Raw genomic sequence first — 16,513 nt, forward strand, 5'->3', positions numbered from 1 at the left:
GGAGACGAGGCCCCCTCGCCTCCCCCGGCCTCCTCCTCTCCTACCGCCTCCTCTCCTCCCTCCTCCTCTCCTACCGCCTCCGCTTCCGCGCCCGGGGCGCCCAGTGGGAGTGCCGCGCCGTCACGGCCGGGCGACGGCGTGCCCGCCGGGTTCCGCCGCTACGACGCGCCGGAGGGCTTCTCGGTCGCCCTGCCCGGGACGTGGCGGCGGCTGGACACCTCGCGGGTGCCGGGCAACGCGTACCGGGTGGTGTTCGGCGCCGCGGGCGATCCGCGTACCCTCGCGGTCACCCGCAGCAGCCGGGTGGGCGCGGACCCGGTCGCGGTGTGGCGCGACGACGTCGAGCCCGGCCTGGCCCGCAGGGCGGGCTACCGGCGGATCGGCGAGATCCGGGCGACGACGTACCGGGGCCGGGAGGCGGCCGACATGGAGTGGGTCGTCCGGGACGACGGTGCCCGGGTCCGTACCTTCGGGCGCGGCTACCTCCTGGGCGGCGGGCGCAGCTTCTCGCTGCGCTGGTCGACACCGGCCGGAGACTGGGACGACCGCGGCAACGAGCGGGCGCTCGCCGCGTTCCTCGCGACGTTCCGGGAGGAGCAGGGCTGAGTCCCCCGCGTACCGGGTGCACCGCCGTTTTCGCCGCGCCCGGGCGGGGACTCGGGCGTCATGGTGCAAATCGGATACACGATGATGACCGAGCAGGCCGGCCCCCGTGAGCTCGTCGGCCATCTGGTGCGGGCCGAGGAGGTGGGGTTCGACTTCTCGGTGACCTCGGACCACTACTTCCCGTGGCTGCGCGAGCAGGGGCACTCTCCCTACGCGTGGAGCGTGCTCGGCGCGGCGGCCCAGGCGACGTCCCGCATCCCGCTGATGACGTATGTGACGTGCCCGACGTTCCGCTACCACCCGGCGGTGGTGGCCCAGAAGGCGGCGACCCTGCAACTGCTGTCCGAGGGCCGGTTCCGGCTGGGGCTCGGCGCCGGTGAGAACCTGAACGAGCACGTCGTGGGCGGCGGCTGGCCCTCCGCCGACGTGCGGCACGAGATGCTGCGGGAGGCCGTGGAGATCATCCGGGGTCTCTTCGGTGGCCGCCACGTCAACCACCGCGGTACGCACTTCGGCGTGGAGTCGGCCCGGCTGTGGGACCTGCCCGAGACCGCGCCGCCCATCGGGATCGCCGTCTCCGGCGAGCAGTCCTGCAGGTTGGCGGGCGAGCTCGCCGACCTGGTGATCGCGACCGAGCCCAAGGCCGGGCTGGTGGAGTCCTTCGACCGGCACGGCGGCACCGGCAAGCCGCGCGTGGGCCAGCTGCCGGTGTCCTACGACCCCGACCGGAAGGCCGCGATCGAGCGGGCGCACGCGCAGTTCCGGTGGTTCGGCAACGGCTGGAAGGTCAACTCCGAACTGCCGCACCCGGACGCCTTCGACGCCGCGACGCAGTTCGTCACGCCGGACGACGTGGCCGGGTCGATCCCCTGCGGCGACGACCCGGACGCCTTCGTCGCGGCCGTACGCCCGTACGCCGAGGCGGGGTTCACCGAGATCGCCCTGGTGCAGATCGGCGGCGAGTCCCAACCGGCCTTCCTGGACTGGTCGGAGAAGACGCTGCTGCCGGCCCTGCGCGAGGCACTGGACTGACACGGGGCGCTGGACCGCACGCGGCGCGAGTGGGCGTACCCCGGGAGCACGGACCGGACCCGGGGCGCACATACCGAACCCGGCACGGACGGACCGGACCCGGGGCAGGCGGGCGGGCGAATCACCCGTCCGCCTGAGCATCTTGGCCCCGCGCGGGGTACTAGAGGGATCTACGTCCGTCCCGCTGGAGGCCCCGTGAACGCACGTGTGCACAAGACCCTGGTCGTGCAGCTCCAGGCGGGCGACACCGCCGACCGCTTCCCGGTGCTCGCCCACTTCGGCTACGACGCGGCCGACCCGTTCGCCCTCACCGTGGTCTTCTGCCACGACGGACGGGTGCTGGCCCGCTGGACGCTGGACCGGGAGATGGTCGGCGAGGGCCTCGCCCGCCCGGTCGGTACCGGGGACGTGCGGCTGCGGCCCGAATCGCGGGGCATGTGGAACGAGTTGCGCGTCGAACTGCTCGGCGACGACCGCTCCGACGGGGAACGCCACCGCGCCGTGGTGTTCGTGTGGGCCGCCGCCGTCGAGGCCTTCCTGCGCGAGACGCACGCGGTGGTCGCGCCGGGCGAGGAGGAGGTCGCCGTCGACGACTTCCTGGCGGCGCTGGCGGCCGAGGGCTGAGCGGCCGCGTCAGCGGGCGGTGTGGCGGCGCCGGGTCCACAGCGGGATCCCGAACCAGCACAGCAGGTACCAGAACACCACGCCCGTCACCAGGTAGGGCACGAAGCCGTCGTGGGTCGCGACGCGCAGGATCAGCAGCAGCGAGCAGGCCGTGGTGGCGAGCAGCAGCACCAGGCCGAGCACGGTCAGCCGGGACGCCCAGCGCACCGCCTGGGGCTTGACCCGTCGCCCGGAGACGAGGCGGTGCAGGGACACCGGCCCGATCAGGGCTCCGGTGGTGACGGCCCCGAGGACCACCGTGATCAGGTAGATCGTCTGGTCGGTGTCGGACAGGCTCTCGTACTTGGGCTGGAACACGACCGTGAGCAGGAAGCCGAAGAGGATCTGGACACCCATCTGCGCGACGCGTACCTCCTGGATGAGCTCCGTCCACATCCGGTCGGCGCGCTCCTCCTCGGTCTCGTTGCGCCCCCTGCGCCGGCCTCCGTCCTCCGCCGTGCCCGAGTTGCTCACCCTGTCCTCCCGGTGGCCGTCCGTGCGTCCCTCTCCCAGTTCCCGGGATCCCCGCTTCCAGACGCCCCGCGGGGGCGGCGACGCCCGGTTTGGGTGATCGGGAGGCGGTTACACGGGCCGGGACCGACCGAGGCGCAGGGAGGTACGGAGCATGTCCGACACTCAGCTCACCGTGACGCTCAGTGGCGGTGGGATCGGGGACGCGCGAGCGATCGTGCACGCGCTGGAAGGGGTCTTCGGCGCACCCGACGGCCTGCCGGCCGACGACCGGGCGACGGTGCGCACCGCGACGTTCGACTCCCCGTCCGAGCCGCAGGCGTCCCCGGCGGGGCGCGGGGCCGCGGCCGCGCTGTCGGCGCCGGTGACGGTCACCGTGCAGGGCACGCCGCAGGCCGTCGAAGCGGCGAGCGAGACGCTCACGCGCGCCTTCGCCACGCGTGACGAGGGGGCGGCCGCCGGCGACCAGGAGCGCGAGAGGCAGCTGCTCCTGGTGCCGTGAGACGGCCGCCCGCCGTCGCGGGCGCGACCGCCTACCAGCGGCTCTCGACCTGGTCCTTGATCCGGCGGTCGTAGAGGTCGCGGACGGCCGCGAGGGTCTGCCCGGACAGCTCCGGCAGCCGGGCGGCCTCCGTGTTGGCGCGTGCCTGTGCGGGCGTGCGGGCGCCGGGGATCACCGTGGTCACTCCGGGCTGCTGGACGATCCAGCGCAGTGCCAGCTGGGCCGGGGTGTATCCCTCGGGGGCGAGCGCGGCGAACTCCGCGGCGGCCTCGACGCCGGTGGCGAAGTCGACGCCGGAGAAGGTCTCGCCCTGGTCGAAGGCCTCGCCGTGCCGGTTGAAGTTCCGGTGGTCGTTCGCCGCGAAGACCGTGTCGCCGGTGTACTTGCCGGACAGCAGGCCGGAGGCGAGCGGTACCCGGGCGATGATGCCGACGCCCGCCTCCCGGGCGGCCGGCAGGACCTCGCGCAGCGGCTTCATGCGGAACGGGTTGAGGATGATCTGGACGCTCGCGACGCCCGGCCGCGCGATCGCGGTGAGCGCCTCGGCGCAGGTCTCGACGCTGACGCCGTACGCGGCGACGCGCTCCTCCTCGACGAGGGTGTCCAGGGCGTCGAACACCTCGTCGGTGGAGTAGACGGGCGTCGGCGGGCAGTGCAGCTGCACGAGGTCGAGACGGTCGACGCCGAGGTTGCGGCGTGAACGGTCGTTCCACTCCCGGAAGTTGTCCAGTACGTAGTTCTGCGGGATCTGGTCGACCCGGCGGCCCATCTTGGTGGCGACCAGCACGTGCAGGTCGGGGCGGCCCGCGAGGAAGGCCGCGATGGTCTGCTCGCTGCGTCCGTCGCCGTAGACGTCGGCGGTGTCGAAGAAGGTCACCCCCGACTCGGCCGCCGCCTCCAGGACCGCGAGGGCCTCCTTGTCGTCGACGTCTCCCCAGTCGGCGCCCAGTTGCCAGGTGCCGAGGCCGACCACCGACGCGTGCTGGTCCGACCTGTCGAAAGTGCGCTCGTCCATGGCGTCAGTCTGTCATGCGCCGGTCGGTCGTCCGCCGTGCCCCGGTACCGCGCGGGGACGACCCTTCCGGCTCCGGCCGGTGCGCGGCGGCGAGCGTGCGGGCCTGTGCCGCCCGCGCCAGCCGGGGGCCGAGCCTGCGCTTGAGCCGGCGCAGTACCTCCAGCCGGCTCACCGCCCGGTCCACGCGGTGGTACAGGCGGGGCGGGACGTACGGCAGCAGGGGCGAGTGGCGCTGTCCGAGCAGGTCGAACATCGTCTGCGGGGGGAGGTGGATGTAGCGGGGCAGGTTCTCGTACCACTGGGCGCTGTGCCGGGCGGCGCTCTGCACCGGCAGCAGGGCGGCCCGGCGTTCGCGCTCGTAGTGGGCGAGGGCGTCCGGGACGCTGTCCCGTTCGCGCAGGGCCGCGGCCAGCGCCATGGCGTCCTCCAGGGCGAGCGTGGTGCCGGCGCCGATGGAGTAGTGCGTGGTGTGGGCGGCGTCCCCGAGCAGGACCAGGTTGTCCCTGGACCAGGTGCGGTTGGTGACGGTGCGGAAGGTCTGCCACGGGGCGGCGGCACGGCCCGCGGACCGGGCGGTGAGCGGGTGTCCGTCCAGGACGCCGGCGAACACCTTCTCCAGCAGGACCAGTCCTTCGGCCTCGTCGGCCCGGTCCAGCCCGAGGCCCCGCCAGGTCTCGGGTGCGCACTCGACGACGCAGGTGCTGCCGCCGGGTCCGAAGCCGTAGCCGTACGCCCAGATCCACCCGTGGCCGGTCTCGGCGAAGGCGAAGGTGAAGGCGTCGAAGACCTTGGGGGTGCCGAGCCACAGGTAGTGGTTGCGGCCGTGTGTGATCCCGGTGCCGAAGTGGGCGGCGTGGCGGGTGCGCAGCGCGCTGCCCGCGCCGTCGGCCGCGACCACGAGATCGGCGGCGGGCGGGGCGTCGCCGGTGATCCGGTGCTCGTGGCGCAGGTCCACGCCGAGGGAGCGGGCGCGGGCGGCGAGGATCTCCAGGAGCCGGTGGCGGCCGATGCCGAAGCCCTCGTCGCCGCGGTGCCGGGTGGACAGGTCTCCTACGTGGGCGACGCCGTCCCGCCAGCGCACGGAGTGCTCCAGAACGGCGCGGGCCGACTCGGGGTCGTGTTCGCGCAGGCGGTCGAGGAGTCCGCCCCAGTAGGTGACGCCCCAGCCGTAGGTGGAGCCCTCCGGGTCGCGTTCGTGGACGGTGATGTCGTGGGACGGGTCCTGCAGTTTCAGCAGGATCGACAGGTACAGGCCGGCGGGCCCGCCGCCGACGCAGGCGACCTTCACGCGCACCCCAGATGCATACTCGTAGTGACATTACGCGCCTTCACGCGTACGCACAGTAGCAACGAGAGGTGGTCCCGCCGCGCTATACGGCCGGGGCCGGGCGGTTCATCCGGCGGCCGCCGTACGGCACTCGGGGTGGCCCCAGCCCTGGTCGTTCTTGGCGATGGACTCGCCCGCCGCGTAGGAACGGCCGCACAGGCAGCGTCCCGGGAACTTCGCCTTGATGGTGCGCGCGGAGGAGCCGCCGCCCTTGCGGGCCGTGTTCGACGCGCGCCGGGGTGCCTTGCGGGCCGCCGGTACGTCGGGGGCGGGCGGCGGCTCCGGGGAGCCGAGGGCGCTGCCCGCGGGCTCCTGGGCCACGGCCGCCCGGCTGGCCGCGCGGTCGGCGAAGTCGTTGAGCCGGTCGCCGTCGACCTGGTGGGCGGGTACGTAGCGGAACTCGACGGAGCGGCCCCCGAGCAGTTCGTCGATGCGCACGACCAGGTCCCGGTTGGCGACGGGCTTGCCCGCGGACGTCTTCCAGCCGTTGCGCTTCCAGCCCGGCAGCCAGGTGGTGACGGCCTTCATCGCGTACTGGGAATCCATCCGCACCTCGAGCGGCACGTCGGGGTCGGTGGAGGCCAGCAGGCGTTCCAGGGCCGTGAGTTCGGCGATGTTGTTGGTGGCCCGGCCGAGCGGGCCCGCCTCCCAGTGCACCGGGCTCTCGGTCGCGTCGGCCACCACCCAGGCCCAGCCGGCCGGACCCGGGTTTCCCTTCGAAGCCCCGTCGCACGCGGCCACCACACGTTCACGCATGCGCCCGATCATGCCATGGCCCGGTGGGCTGTCCGGACGCCGGTGGTGCGCTCACTGTCCGGCGTACGCGCGCTCCAGCTCGGCGATGTCGAGCTTGCCCATCGACATCATGGCCCGGTTGGCGCGGGCCACCCTGGCGGGGTCCGGGTCGCGGAACATCTCCTCCAGCCTGCCGGGGACGACCTGCCAGGACACCCCGAACCGGTCCTTGAGCCAGCCGCAGGGACCTTCCGTGCCGCCGTCCTCGGTCAGCCGGGCCCAGTAGTGGTCGACCTCCTCCTGGTCCTCGCAGGTGATCTGGAAGGAGACCGCCTCGTTGAAGGTGAACTCGGGACCGCCGTTGAGTGCGACGAACTTCTGGCCGTTGGCCGTGAACTCGACGGTGAGGACGGTGCCGGCGGGCCGGTGTCCTCCCTCGGGGTAGCGGGCGACGGCGCCGAGGGCGGAGTTCTTGAAGAGCGAGACGTAGAACCGGGCGGCCTCCTCGGCCTCGCCGTCGAACCAGAGACACGTGGTGAATCCGTCGGTGCTCATGACTGCCTCCTGGGTGTGGAACTCGGTCACCACTGTCGACCGGTGCGGGCCGCGGAACTCATCGGTGTCCGGGCGGCGGGATCCTCCGGCTCTGCCCGTGGCGAATCTGCCGCGGGCAGAGAAGTCCCCGCCCGGGGCACGGGCGGGCCGAGAGTGGAGAAGCCGGCGGCGCGACCGCCGCGCACCACCCCGCGATTCCTCACTACTCGCTACTCGCTACTCGACAAGGAGTGCCGATGTCTCCACTCATGGCCGGCCCGGGCGCCGCCGCACCGCCCCGGGCGGAGGAGGGCGACACCACCGCCACCCCGTTCGACGACCGGCTGGCCGAGCAGTTGCTCGACCAGCGGATCGTGCTCCTGGGCACGCAGGTCGACGAGGTGTCCGCGAACCGGGTCTGCGCCCAGCTGCTGATCCTCTCCTCGCAGGACCCGCGCACCGACATCAGCCTGTACATCAACAGCCCCGGCGGCTCCGTGCACGCGGGCCTCGCCGTCTACGACACGATGCGGCTGATCCCCAACGACGTCTCGACGCTCGCCATGGGGTTCGCCGCCAGCATGGGCCAGTTCCTGCTGAGCGTCGGCGCGCCGGGCAAGCGCTACGCGCTGCCGAACGCGCGGGTGATGATGCACCAGCCGTCCGCGGGCATCGGCGGCACCACCGCCGACATCGAGATCCAGGCCGACAGCCTGGACTACATCAAGCGGACCATCGAGCGGATCACCGCCGAGCACACCGGTCAGAGCCCGGAGACCATCCGCCGGGACGGCGACCGGGACCGGTGGTTCACGGCCGAACAGGCCCGGGAGTACGGAATGGTGGACCAGGTCGTCCAGTCCTTCTCGGATGTGCGCCCGGCCGCCGCCAGGCGACGGATGGGACTGTGAGATGAGCAGCTACACGATTCCGAACGTCGTCCAGCGCACCCCGCAGGGCGAGCGCTCCTACGACGTCTTCAGCCGGCTCCTGTCGGAGCGGATCATCTTCCTGGGCACCGAGATCGACGACGGGGTCGCCAACGTCGTGATCGCGCAGCTCCTGCACCTGGAGTCGTCGGCGCCGGAGAGCGAGATCGCCGTCTACATCAACTCCCCCGGCGGCTCGTTCACGTCACTGATGGCGATCTACGACACGATGACCTTCGTGCAGGCGCCCATCTCCACCTTCTGCGTCGGGCAGGCGGCGTCCACGGCCGCGGTCCTGCTGGCCGGCGGGGACCCCGGACGGCGGTTCGTGCTCGAGCACGCCCGGGTCCTGCTGGGCCAGCCGGCCAGCGGCGGACGCCGGGGGACCATTTCCGACCTGGCACTCGAGGCCAAGGAGATGGTGCGGATCCGCGCCCAGGTGGAGGAGGTCCTGGCCCGGCACACGCACCACGACGTCGCGACCCTGCGCACGGACATGGACCGGGACAAGGTGTTCACGGCGGAGGAGGCGGTGGCGTACGGGCTGGCGGACGAAGTCCTCAGCCGCCGTCTGGCCGGGGTGTGAGACGCCGGGCCGGCGCCGCGCGCGAGGCGGGGCGCCGGCCCGTGCGTGCCTCAGGCGGCCAGGCACATCCCGTCGAACCGCGACGCGGAGGTGCCACGGCCCGGTGCGGCACCGGTGTGCCGCGAGGCGAGGCGGACCAACTCGCCCTGGGCCCGCGCCAGCAGGTCGCCCAGGCCCAGTCCGAGGGCGCCCGCCGCCGCGGCCAGCACCTCCGACGACGCCTCCTTGCGGCCGCGCTCCACCTCGGACAGGTAGGGCATGGAGATCCGGGCGGACTCCGCGACCTCCTTCAGGGTGCGTTCCTGCGCGAGGCGTTCGCGTCTGAGGACGTCGCCGACCAGATCGCGCCACAGCGGTTCCCGCACGGCGGGCGGCCGCTGCTCAGGCCCGGCCGGCCGGGCCGCGGAGCCGCCGCGCGGGCGGGCGGACTGCGGGCGGCCGGGCTCCGGATGGGCGGACTGCGGGCGGCCGGGCTCCGGATGGGCGGTCGGCGGGCGCAGCGCGATGACGCGCGCTTCGTTCGGCACGTGGCTGGTCACCTCCTCAGGCTAGGGTCCCGGCTGCGCCGCGGAAGGGTCCGGCGTTGCGCCCTGAGGGAAATCCTCGGGTGCCGACCGCGGTGGGCGGGGCTACGCTTGAGGTACGGACATCGCCCCGCGAAGACACAGCGGCGCAGATTTCCCGCCACTGAGCGACTCGGGCCGTCGCTCGGGGCATGTGCCGTCGCGCCCGGGGTACCCGCAGGCGGGAACAGCCCAGGAGACGTCAACAGCCCAGGAGACGTCGAAGCGTGACTTTCGTGGGAGAGGTAATGGAGACCGCCGTGGTCCGGCCGCAAGCGCAGGTTGTCGAGGAGACCGCCGGGACCGCCGGGGGCGGAACGGACGTCGGAACGCTGCCGGGGGTCGTGGACGCGAGCAGTGTGGCGCCGCGCGACGCGCGTCAGCTGTCCCGCCAGTTCTTCCGGCGGCTGACGGAGCTCGAGGAGGGCACGCACGAATACCAGTACGCGCGCAACACCCTGATCGAGATGAACATGTCGCTCGTGCGGTTCGCCGCCGGCCGCTTCCGCGGTCGCGGGGACGACATGGAGGACATCGTCCAGACCGGCATGATCGGGCTGATCAAGGCCATCGACCGGTTCGAGCTGTCGCGCGAGGTCGAGTTCACGTCGTTCGCGCTGCCGTACATCGTCGGTGAGATCAAGCGGTTCTTCCGGGACACCACCTGGGCGGTGCACGTGCCGCGGCGGCTGCAGGAGCTGCGCGTGGAGCTGGCCAGGGCCCGTGAGGAGCTGTCCTCCCGTCTGGACCGCGAGCCCACCGTCGCCGAACTCGCCACGCTGATGAACATCGGCGAGAACGAGGTGGTGGAGGGCCAGATCGCGGCCAACGGCTACAACTCCTCGTCGCTGGACGCCGCACTCACCGGCGACGGCCCCGAGCACGGGGAGTCGGTGCTGGCCGACTTCATCGGCGTGGAGGAGGACGGGCTGCGGCTCGTCGAGGACTTCCACTCACTGGCGCCGCTGATGGCCGAGCTGAGCGAGCGCGACCGCCGGATCATCCACATGCGGTTCGTGGAAGAGGCGACGCAGGCGGAGATCGGTGCGGAGCTGGGCTGCTCGCAGATGCACGTGTCCCGGCTGATCAAGCGGATCATCACCCGGCTGCGCGAGGGCATGCTGGGCGAACTCGGCTGCGCCTGAGCACTCGCGCGCCCGCGCCGTCGTGACAGGCCCGCGGCATCCCGAGAAGGGTGGCGGTGCCCTTCACCCCTCGGTGAGGGGCACCGTGGCGCGTACCCGCTTGCCCACCGGGACGCGCTCGACGACCACCGTCTCCACCAGGGCGTGGACGATCTCCAGGCCGTGCCGGCCGATCCGTTCGGGATCGCGGGGGAAACGCTCGGGCACCGCGCCGCTGCTGTCGTAGACGGTCACCGACACCGAGGTGCCCGTGCCCTCCAGCTCCAGGATGTACGGGCCCTTGCTGTGCCGGTCGGCGTTGGTGACCAGCTCGCTCACCACCAGCAGGACCGCGCCGTCGGCCCGGGGGCCGATCGCGGCGCACCACTCGGTCCTCAGCTGGTCGAGGAAGAGGGAGGCGAAGGAGCGCGCCTCGGCTATGCATCCCGGCTCACCGGAGTAGTGGGCCGCCCGCCTCAGCGGTTCAACGGGTACGTCGAAACCAGTCGGTATCACTGCCCCGTCCAGGTACTCGGTCATGCGTTTCTCTCTCGGAAGCCGGACTGGCCGGACGCTGCTGCACCTGTGCTCGTACCCCGAGTGCCGCGGCACAGTCCCCGTCTCTTCCGAGTGCGGGCATCGTCACAGTGCCGCGGGGAACCCGCAGGTGTGGGAAGGGTGTGCGATGAACGAACTGATGACCGCACGAAGCCTCACCACGCGCCCCGTGGTGACCCTCGGCGGCGATGCCGTCGCCCACGTCAAGGACACCGTATGCGACGCCGCGGCCACCCGGATCACCGGTTTCACGCTGACGGGACGGGGGCTGCCGACAGGTCCGCTGAAGGAGGCTCTGCCCTGGTCGGCGGTGTACTCACTGGGCCACGACGCGGTGATGGTCCAGGGCCGGCGGGCCCTGGTGAGTGCGGCGGCGATGACGGCACACCAGCAGACGGTACGGGCCCGGGTGCTGGGGGCGAGGCTGCTCACCGAGGCCGGTACGGAGGTCGGCACGGTGCTCGACGCGGTGGTGGAGGGCGGCACCGGCGGGCGGGTGGTCGGCTTCCGCGTGGCGGCGAGCAGGGGGTTCGCGCCGGGGCCGACGCGGCACCGGCGGCGGGTGTACGTGCCGCGCGGCGGGACGGTCGAGGTCGCCGGCCGTACCCTCGTCGTTTCCGGGGAGGCCGTCCGGCACGTGGCGGACGACCTGTCCGGCTTCGGCGCGCTCGTCGGCGGCGTGCCGGGCGGGTGGCGGGAGTCGCTGCCGTGATGCTCTTCAGCGAGGTGCGCGGGCTGCCGGTGGTGCTGCCGGGCCGTGGCGGGCCGATCGGCCGGGTGACGTCCCTGACCGTGGACGTGGCGGCCGCGCGGGTGAGCCACGTGCGGCTGCGGGCCGGCCGTTTCCGCCGGGAACGGGTGCTGCCCCGGGATGCGGTGGACACGTTCGGGCCCGGTGCCGTGCGGGCCCACTCCCCCGCCCCGCCCGGGCAGGCTCCGCCCCGCCGGGACCTGCTGGGGCATCGGATCCTGACCGACACGGGCAACGAGCAGGGCACGGTCCTGGACGTGGCGTTCGACCCGGCGACCGGCCGGCTCCTGGCCCTCTTCACCAGCCACGGCGAAGTGCCGCCGACCCGTCTCCTCGGCCTCGGCGACCACGCCCTGGTCGTCCGGGCGGCCTGACCCCCGCTCCGTACCGCGGCGGGCGGATCCGCCGTACGGTGCCGGACCGTGGCAGGACCCGGACACCGGCACCGGAGGACTCCCCCTCGCCGCACCGTCCCCTGCCCCGCCGGGCGGACGACGCGGACGGCCCTGTCGGCGGGCGGGCGGTGCCGGGGCTGCTTAGCGTGGCGGGGTGAGTGCGCGAACCCCCTCGGGACCTGCCGGACCGCCGGTTGTCGGGCACGGCTGGGCGCAGGCCCTGGGGACGGTGCTGGCCGCGCTGGTCGCCATGGGTGGCGTCGCCGCGCTCGGCCTGTGGGCGGCCGGAGCCGCGGACCTGCCCGACCGTGCCTTCCCTCGCGTGGTCGCGGCCACCGTCGTCACCGCCGTGGGCGGCGCGCTGGAGATGTCCGGCGACGCCGGCGACCTCGCCGACACGGACGCGGGACTGACCGTACTGCCGCTGTCCGTCACCCTCACCGGCGCGCTGGTACTCGCCCGCGGCTTCCTGCGGCCGCTGCGGCACCGTGCCGTGGCGGGCGCGGCGGATCTGGCGGGCTGGGCCGGGCGCATCGCGTTCCTGTGGCTGCTCGCGCTGCTGGGGGCGGCCTTCGCCGCGCGGCAGACCTTCGAGGTCTCCCTCGGCGAAGGCGTGCTGAGCGACCTCGGCGACCTGTTCGGCGTCGCCCCGCGGGTCGGTTTCACCACGGACGTGCCACTCACCGTCCTGTTCGGACTGCTGTGGCTGGCGGGGGTGTTCGTGCTGGCCCTGCTCGTGACCCGCGAGCCGCCACTGCCCGGTCGGCTGCCGAGCCTGCGGGCGTCGGCCCGGCCGGCGGCGTGCGCGATGACCGCACTGCTGCTCGTGTACGTCGTCCTCGGCGTCGTCGTCGCCCTGGTCGCCGCCGGCACGCGGGGGCACCCGGCGGACACCTTCGCCGTAGTGCTTCTCGGGCTGCCGAACCTGGCGTGGCTCGCGCTCACCGTCGGTCTCGGCGCGACGTGGAACGGACGCGTGGAGGGGCCCTTCGGGCTGCCGATGCCGCAGGTGCTCGACGAGGTGCTGCGCACCCGGGACGTGTCGACCGTGAACCTGGGCACGCTCACCGAACGCGACGGTCGGATGTGGTGGCTGCTGGTCGTCGCGGCGGTCCTGGTCCTGGCGGCGGGGTTCGGCGTGGCGTACGGTTCCGCGGCCCGGACGCCGCTCTGGCTGCACGCCGTGCGCATGGGGGTGGCGCTGGCGCTGACGGTTCTCATGATCGGGCTGGTCGGCCGGGTCTCCGCCCACTACGGGCTGTCGGTGCTCGGCATCGGTGACCTGGGCGGCGGCCTGTCCGGACAGGTGTTCCTGCGGCCGCGGCTGCGGAGTGCGGTCGGTCTCGCCCTGCTGTGGGGTCTGGCCGCGGGGACGCTCGGCGCGCTGCTCGCGCGGTGGGTGCGGCGCCGGCCCGCAGAGGATCCTTCGCGGACGTAGGCGGGGCCTTCGCGAACCTGGCCGGGGCCTTCCCGGACGTGGCGAGAGCCTTCCCGGACGTCGCCGGGGCCTTCCCGGACGTGGCGAGAGCCTTCCCGGACGTCGCCCGGGGCCTCAGGCGACGGGGACGACCAGGGGCGGCGCGGCCCGCTGCATGCGCAGCGCGTCGACGGACTCGGCCATCAGCTCGTACTCGGTGGTCGCGTCGCTGGTCGCGATGCGCACCAGCCGTCCGGCGGCCAACTCGTCTGCGACCAGCTCCTGTTGCAGGTCGTCGGCGCACCAGGCGCGCAGGACGCTCGGCACGTCGGGCGCGTCGTCGGCGAGCGGGGTCAGGACGCCGCGGGGTAAGTGGGGGTTGTCGGGCTGCGGGTCCAGCCGCTCGGCCATCCAGGAGGCGCGGTCACGCAGCCACCACAGGGCGAGGGCGAGCGTCGGTGCCCGGTAGGTCCCCAGGGGGACACCGATGCGCCGGCCGTCGCAGACGCCGTATGCGGTGACATGGCACAGGAACTCGTCGTGCACTGCTACCCTCCCCCGTCACCCTGCCGCCTGCCGGTCGGGCATGGCGTTCGTGCGGCTCGTGTGCTGTGCGTGAGGGCTCTGTCGCATGGTGTGAAAGGCCCTAGAGGTGAGTATGTTCACGACTGAACCACTGTCACCATGAGTTTCCGGCCAGTCTCCTGGCATATTCAGGGTGCTTGATGGCCGAAAAACCGTCGCCCGCGTCCCGCGCCGCCGCTGTCCGGGACACCAAGCACCGTCGGCCTCCCTTCGCCACGGGGCGACGGGCCGCCGCGGCCCGGGGACGATCGACGGCGCGGAGGGGCGCGGGCACGGTGGCGACCGCCCGGTCACCGGGACCGGGAACCGGCCCCGACCAGCGCACACCGCCACCGCGGTGACCGATCGCCCGGTCCGCACGCACCCGTCAGACGGCGATGCCGTCGCGCGCCGCTGCGCGGCCTCGAACGCCGGCCCGGACGCGGGGACCGAGGCGGGCGGCGCGGCCTGGACCAATGGCGGCGGAACACCGAACCGGCCCCTGTGCCCGCCGTCGGCGGCCACGAGCAGATGCACGCTCAACGGCGCGGACGACCGTACAACGGCGCGGAACACCGCATTCGGCAGGCGTGCGGCCTCCCGGACCGGGCCCCCGGGAAGGTGGGCGCCCGCACGAGTGCGCCCCGGTCCCCGGGGCGCGCGTCGCCGCCTCAGGGACCGGGGCGCAGGGCCCAGGGGCTCCTAGCCTTGGACGATCTTGTCGATGCGGGCCAGTTCGTCGGGGTCGAAGTGCAGGTTCCTGGTGGCCGCCACGCTGTCCTCCAGCTGCTGCGGGCTGCTCGCGCCGACCAGGGCGGAGGTCACCCTGCCCTGCCGCAGCACCCAGGCCAGGGCCAGCTGGGCCAGCGACTGGCCCCGCGAGGACGCGATCTCGTCCAGGGCGCGGAGCTTGCCGACCAGTGCCCCGGTGACGGCGTCCGAGTTCAGGAAGGGGCTGTCGCTCGCGGCGCGCGAGTCCTCCGGGATGCCGTCGAGGTAGCGGGAGGTCAGCAGTCCCTGCTCCAGCGGGGAGTAGGCGATGGAACCCACCTCCAGCTCGTCGAGGGCGTCCAGCAGGCCGCCGGTCTCCGGGCGGCGGTCGAGCATGGAGTAGCGCGGCTGGTGGATCAGCAGCGGGGTGCCGAGTCCGGCGAGGATGCGGGCGGCCTCGCGGGTCTGCTCGGCGGAGTAGTTGGAGACGCCGACGTAGAGCGCCTTGCCCTGCTGCACCGCTGTGTGCAGGGCGCCCATCGTCTCCTCCAGCGGAGTGTCCGGGTCGGGGCGGTGGGAGTAGAAGATGTCGACGTGGTCGATCCCCATGCGGGTCAGGCTCTGGTCGAGCGAGTTCAGCAGGTACTTGCGAGAGCCCCACTCGCCGTACGGTCCGGGCCACATCAGGTAACCCGCCTTGGTGGAGATCACCAGCTCGTCCCGGTACGGCCCGAAGTCGGCCCGCAGGGCCTCGCCGAGGGCGGACTCGGCGGAGCCGGGGGGCGGGCCGTAGTTGTTGGCGAGGTCGAAGTGGGTGACGCCGAGGTCGAAGGCGCGGCGCAGGATGGCGCGCTGGGTCTCGGCGGGACGGTCCGGGCCGAAGTTGTGCCACAGACCGAGCGAGAGCGCGGGGAGCTTCAGACCGCTGCGTCCGGCGCGCCGGTAGAAGGAGGGGTCCGCGTAGCGGTCGGGGTGTGCGGTGTACAACGCGACTCCAGAGGGGTTGGCCCGGTGGTACGGAGGGCTCGGGTGCGGCCGTCCCCCACTCTGGCGCGGCCTGCGGACAGTGGTCCAACAGAAGAATCCGATGGGATTGCGCGGTTACGCTTCTCAATCATGGAACTGCGTCATCTCCAGCACTTCGTGGCGGTCGCCGAGGACCAGCACTTCACCCGCGCGGCGGAACGGCTGCTGGTGTCCCAGTCGGGCCTGTCGGCGTCGATCCGGGCGCTGGAGCGGGAGTTGCGGGCGCCGTTGTTCGTGCGGACGACCCGCCGGGTGACCCTGACGGAGGCCGGGCGGGCGCTGCTGGGCGAGGCGCAGCGGATCCTGGCCCAGGTGCGGTCGGCGCACGAGGCGGTCGCCGCGGTGCAGGGGGTGTTGCGCGGGACGCTGTCGCTGGGTGCCGAGCAGTGCATCGCCGGGGTGCCGGTGGCCCGGCTCCTTGCCGGGTTCCGGCGGCAGCACCCCGACGTGGAGATCCGGCTGCGGCAGGCGGGTTCCGGGGAGCTTGCGGAAGAGGTCGCGGAGGGCAGGCTCGACCTGGCCTTCGCCTACCGCACCCAGGCGGACACGGAGCAGTTGCGCTCGGTCTCGCTGGCCGGGGAGCCGATGACGGTGCTGTGCCATCCCGGGCACCGCCTGGCGGCGGACGGCGCGGTGCTCACTCCGCACGATCTGGCCGACGAGATCTTCGTCGACTTCCACCCGGACTGGGGCCCGCGGCGCGTCACCGACGCCGTCTTCGCCGCGGCGGGGGTGCGGCGGACGGTCCCGCTGGAGGTGAACGACGTGCACGGCCTGCTCGACCTGATCGACGAGAACCTCGGCATCGCCGTCGTGCCGCGGCACTTCCGGCACAAGCGGGCCGCCCTGACCTCGCTGCCGCTGAAGGACGCGGGTGCGACGGAGTACGAGACCATCGCGCTGCTGCCGCCCGTGCAGGCGACCAGCCCGGCGGCGCGGGCACTGATGGGGCTGCTGGCCACGGCGGGTGCCTGAACGGGCGCCTGAACGGGGAGCGCGCGCGG

20 protein-coding genes are annotated in these 16,513 nt (G+C 73.3%); 11 read left to right on the forward strand and 9 right to left on the reverse strand.

The window, feature by feature from the left end; all coding sequences use genetic code 11:
* The first annotated feature begins 138 nt into the window (after positions 1 to 138).
* From HZS56_RS27325 to HZS56_RS27335, 3 genes are all read left to right on the forward strand, one after another.
* Positions 139 to 606 carry a serine/threonine kinase C-terminal domain-containing protein gene (locus HZS56_RS27325; RefSeq protein WP_216723452.1) on the forward strand — a complete coding sequence of 156 codons (468 nt, stop codon included), beginning with the start codon at positions 139 to 141 and terminating at the stop codon, positions 604 to 606.
* Positions 607 to 666: 60 nt separating this feature from the next.
* On the forward strand, positions 667 to 1,638 hold the full coding sequence (locus tag HZS56_RS27330; protein WP_216723453.1) for an LLM class F420-dependent oxidoreductase: 972 nt from the start codon (positions 667 to 669) through the stop codon (positions 1,636 to 1,638).
* A 195-nt stretch (positions 1,639 to 1,833) separates the two neighbouring features.
* Complete coding sequence (locus HZS56_RS27335) at positions 1,834 to 2,262, forward strand: SsgA family sporulation/cell division regulator (protein WP_216723454.1); 429 nt, start codon at positions 1,834 to 1,836, stop codon at positions 2,260 to 2,262.
* Positions 2,263 to 2,271: 9 nt separating this feature from the next.
* Here the strand turns inward: HZS56_RS27335 and HZS56_RS27340 are convergent, their stop codons facing one another.
* On the reverse strand, positions 2,272 to 2,775 hold the full coding sequence (locus tag HZS56_RS27340) for a DUF6328 family protein (RefSeq protein WP_216723455.1): 504 nt from the start codon (positions 2,773 to 2,775) through the stop codon (positions 2,272 to 2,274).
* A 151-nt stretch (positions 2,776 to 2,926) separates the two neighbouring features.
* On the opposite strand from HZS56_RS27340, the gene HZS56_RS27345 reads away from it, so the two are divergent.
* Entirely contained in the window at positions 2,927 to 3,274 is a 348-nt protein-coding gene (locus tag HZS56_RS27345) for a hypothetical protein (protein WP_216723456.1), read from the forward strand.
* Between the two features lie 31 nt (positions 3,275 to 3,305).
* Here HZS56_RS27345 and HZS56_RS27350 read toward each other — a convergent pair whose 3' ends face one another.
* From HZS56_RS27350 to HZS56_RS27365, 4 genes are all read right to left on the reverse strand, one after another.
* Positions 3,306 to 4,289 (reverse strand): aldo/keto reductase, encoded by a 984-nt coding sequence (locus HZS56_RS27350; RefSeq protein WP_216723457.1) that lies wholly within the window; start codon positions 4,287 to 4,289, stop codon positions 3,306 to 3,308.
* Between the two features lie 4 nt (positions 4,290 to 4,293).
* Entirely contained in the window at positions 4,294 to 5,583 is a 1,290-nt protein-coding gene (locus tag HZS56_RS27355) for an FAD-dependent monooxygenase (protein ID WP_216723458.1), read from the reverse strand.
* A gap of 99 nt (positions 5,584 to 5,682) precedes the next feature.
* Positions 5,683 to 6,384, reverse strand: coding sequence for a ribonuclease H family protein (locus HZS56_RS27360; protein WP_216723459.1), 702 nt, complete (start codon positions 6,382 to 6,384; stop codon positions 5,683 to 5,685).
* A 39-nt stretch (positions 6,385 to 6,423) separates the two neighbouring features.
* Complete coding sequence (locus tag HZS56_RS27365; protein ID WP_216723460.1) at positions 6,424 to 6,906, reverse strand: VOC family protein; 483 nt, start codon at positions 6,904 to 6,906, stop codon at positions 6,424 to 6,426.
* A gap of 236 nt (positions 6,907 to 7,142) precedes the next feature.
* On the opposite strand from HZS56_RS27365, the gene HZS56_RS27370 reads away from it, so the two are divergent.
* Together HZS56_RS27370 and HZS56_RS27375 are read left to right on the forward strand one after the other, a co-directional pair.
* Positions 7,143 to 7,796 carry an ATP-dependent Clp protease proteolytic subunit gene (locus HZS56_RS27370; RefSeq protein ID WP_216723461.1) on the forward strand — a complete coding sequence of 218 codons (654 nt, stop codon included), beginning with the start codon at positions 7,143 to 7,145 and terminating at the stop codon, positions 7,794 to 7,796.
* Between the two features lies 1 nt (position 7,797).
* Positions 7,798 to 8,400 carry a ClpP family protease gene (locus tag HZS56_RS27375; RefSeq protein WP_216723462.1) on the forward strand — a complete coding sequence of 201 codons (603 nt, stop codon included), beginning with the start codon at positions 7,798 to 7,800 and terminating at the stop codon, positions 8,398 to 8,400.
* A 50-nt stretch (positions 8,401 to 8,450) separates the two neighbouring features.
* Here HZS56_RS27375 and HZS56_RS27380 read toward each other — a convergent pair whose 3' ends face one another.
* Positions 8,451 to 8,939 (reverse strand): helix-turn-helix domain-containing protein, encoded by a 489-nt coding sequence (locus tag HZS56_RS27380; RefSeq protein ID WP_308408170.1) that lies wholly within the window; start codon positions 8,937 to 8,939, stop codon positions 8,451 to 8,453.
* A gap of 272 nt (positions 8,940 to 9,211) precedes the next feature.
* Here HZS56_RS27380 and HZS56_RS27385 point away from each other — a divergent pair, with 272 nt between their 5' ends.
* Positions 9,212 to 10,108 (forward strand): RNA polymerase sigma factor SigF, encoded by an 897-nt coding sequence (locus HZS56_RS27385; RefSeq protein WP_216723483.1) that lies wholly within the window; start codon positions 9,212 to 9,214, stop codon positions 10,106 to 10,108.
* 63 nt (positions 10,109 to 10,171) lie between these two features.
* Here HZS56_RS27385 and HZS56_RS27390 read toward each other — a convergent pair whose 3' ends face one another.
* Positions 10,172 to 10,627: an ATP-binding protein gene (locus tag HZS56_RS27390; protein ID WP_216723463.1), complete on the reverse strand. Its 456-nt coding sequence runs from the start codon at positions 10,625 to 10,627 to the stop codon at positions 10,172 to 10,174.
* A 145-nt stretch (positions 10,628 to 10,772) separates the two neighbouring features.
* On the opposite strand from HZS56_RS27390, the gene HZS56_RS27395 reads away from it, so the two are divergent.
* The 3 genes from HZS56_RS27395 to HZS56_RS27405 all read left to right on the forward strand — a co-directional run bounded on the left by HZS56_RS27395 (position 10,773) and on the right by HZS56_RS27405 (position 13,229).
* The gene (locus HZS56_RS27395; protein WP_216723464.1) at positions 10,773 to 11,357 is read left to right on the forward strand and encodes a PRC-barrel domain-containing protein; all 585 of its coding nucleotides are present in this window, start codon (positions 10,773 to 10,775) and stop codon (positions 11,355 to 11,357) included.
* Complete coding sequence (locus tag HZS56_RS27400; RefSeq protein WP_216723465.1) at positions 11,354 to 11,770, forward strand: PRC-barrel domain-containing protein; 417 nt, start codon at positions 11,354 to 11,356, stop codon at positions 11,768 to 11,770. Before HZS56_RS27395 ends, HZS56_RS27400 begins: the two co-directional genes overlap by 4 nt.
* A gap of 175 nt (positions 11,771 to 11,945) precedes the next feature.
* Positions 11,946 to 13,229, forward strand: a complete 1,284-nt coding sequence (locus tag HZS56_RS27405) for a streptophobe family protein (RefSeq protein WP_216723466.1) — start codon at positions 11,946 to 11,948, stop codon at positions 13,227 to 13,229.
* A gap of 114 nt (positions 13,230 to 13,343) precedes the next feature.
* Here the strand turns inward: HZS56_RS27405 and HZS56_RS27410 are convergent, their stop codons facing one another.
* Together HZS56_RS27410 and mgrA are read right to left on the reverse strand one after the other, a co-directional pair.
* A complete protein-coding gene (locus tag HZS56_RS27410; protein WP_216723467.1) occupies positions 13,344 to 13,754 on the reverse strand; it encodes a hypothetical protein in 411 nt (136 codons plus the stop codon).
* Positions 13,755 to 14,474: 720 nt separating this feature from the next.
* The gene (gene mgrA / locus HZS56_RS27415; protein WP_216723468.1) at positions 14,475 to 15,470 is read right to left on the reverse strand and encodes an L-glyceraldehyde 3-phosphate reductase; all 996 of its coding nucleotides are present in this window, start codon (positions 15,468 to 15,470) and stop codon (positions 14,475 to 14,477) included.
* A gap of 129 nt (positions 15,471 to 15,599) precedes the next feature.
* On the opposite strand from mgrA, the gene HZS56_RS27420 reads away from it, so the two are divergent.
* Positions 15,600 to 16,484, forward strand: coding sequence for a LysR family transcriptional regulator (locus HZS56_RS27420; RefSeq protein WP_216723469.1), 885 nt, complete (start codon positions 15,600 to 15,602; stop codon positions 16,482 to 16,484).
* The last annotated feature ends 29 nt before the right edge of the window (positions 16,485 to 16,513 follow it).

Origin of the sequence: Streptomyces mayonensis, from assembly GCF_018982965.1 — a bacterium.
Classification (GTDB): Bacteria; Actinomycetota; Actinomycetes; order Streptomycetales; family Streptomycetaceae; genus Streptomyces; species Streptomyces mayonensis.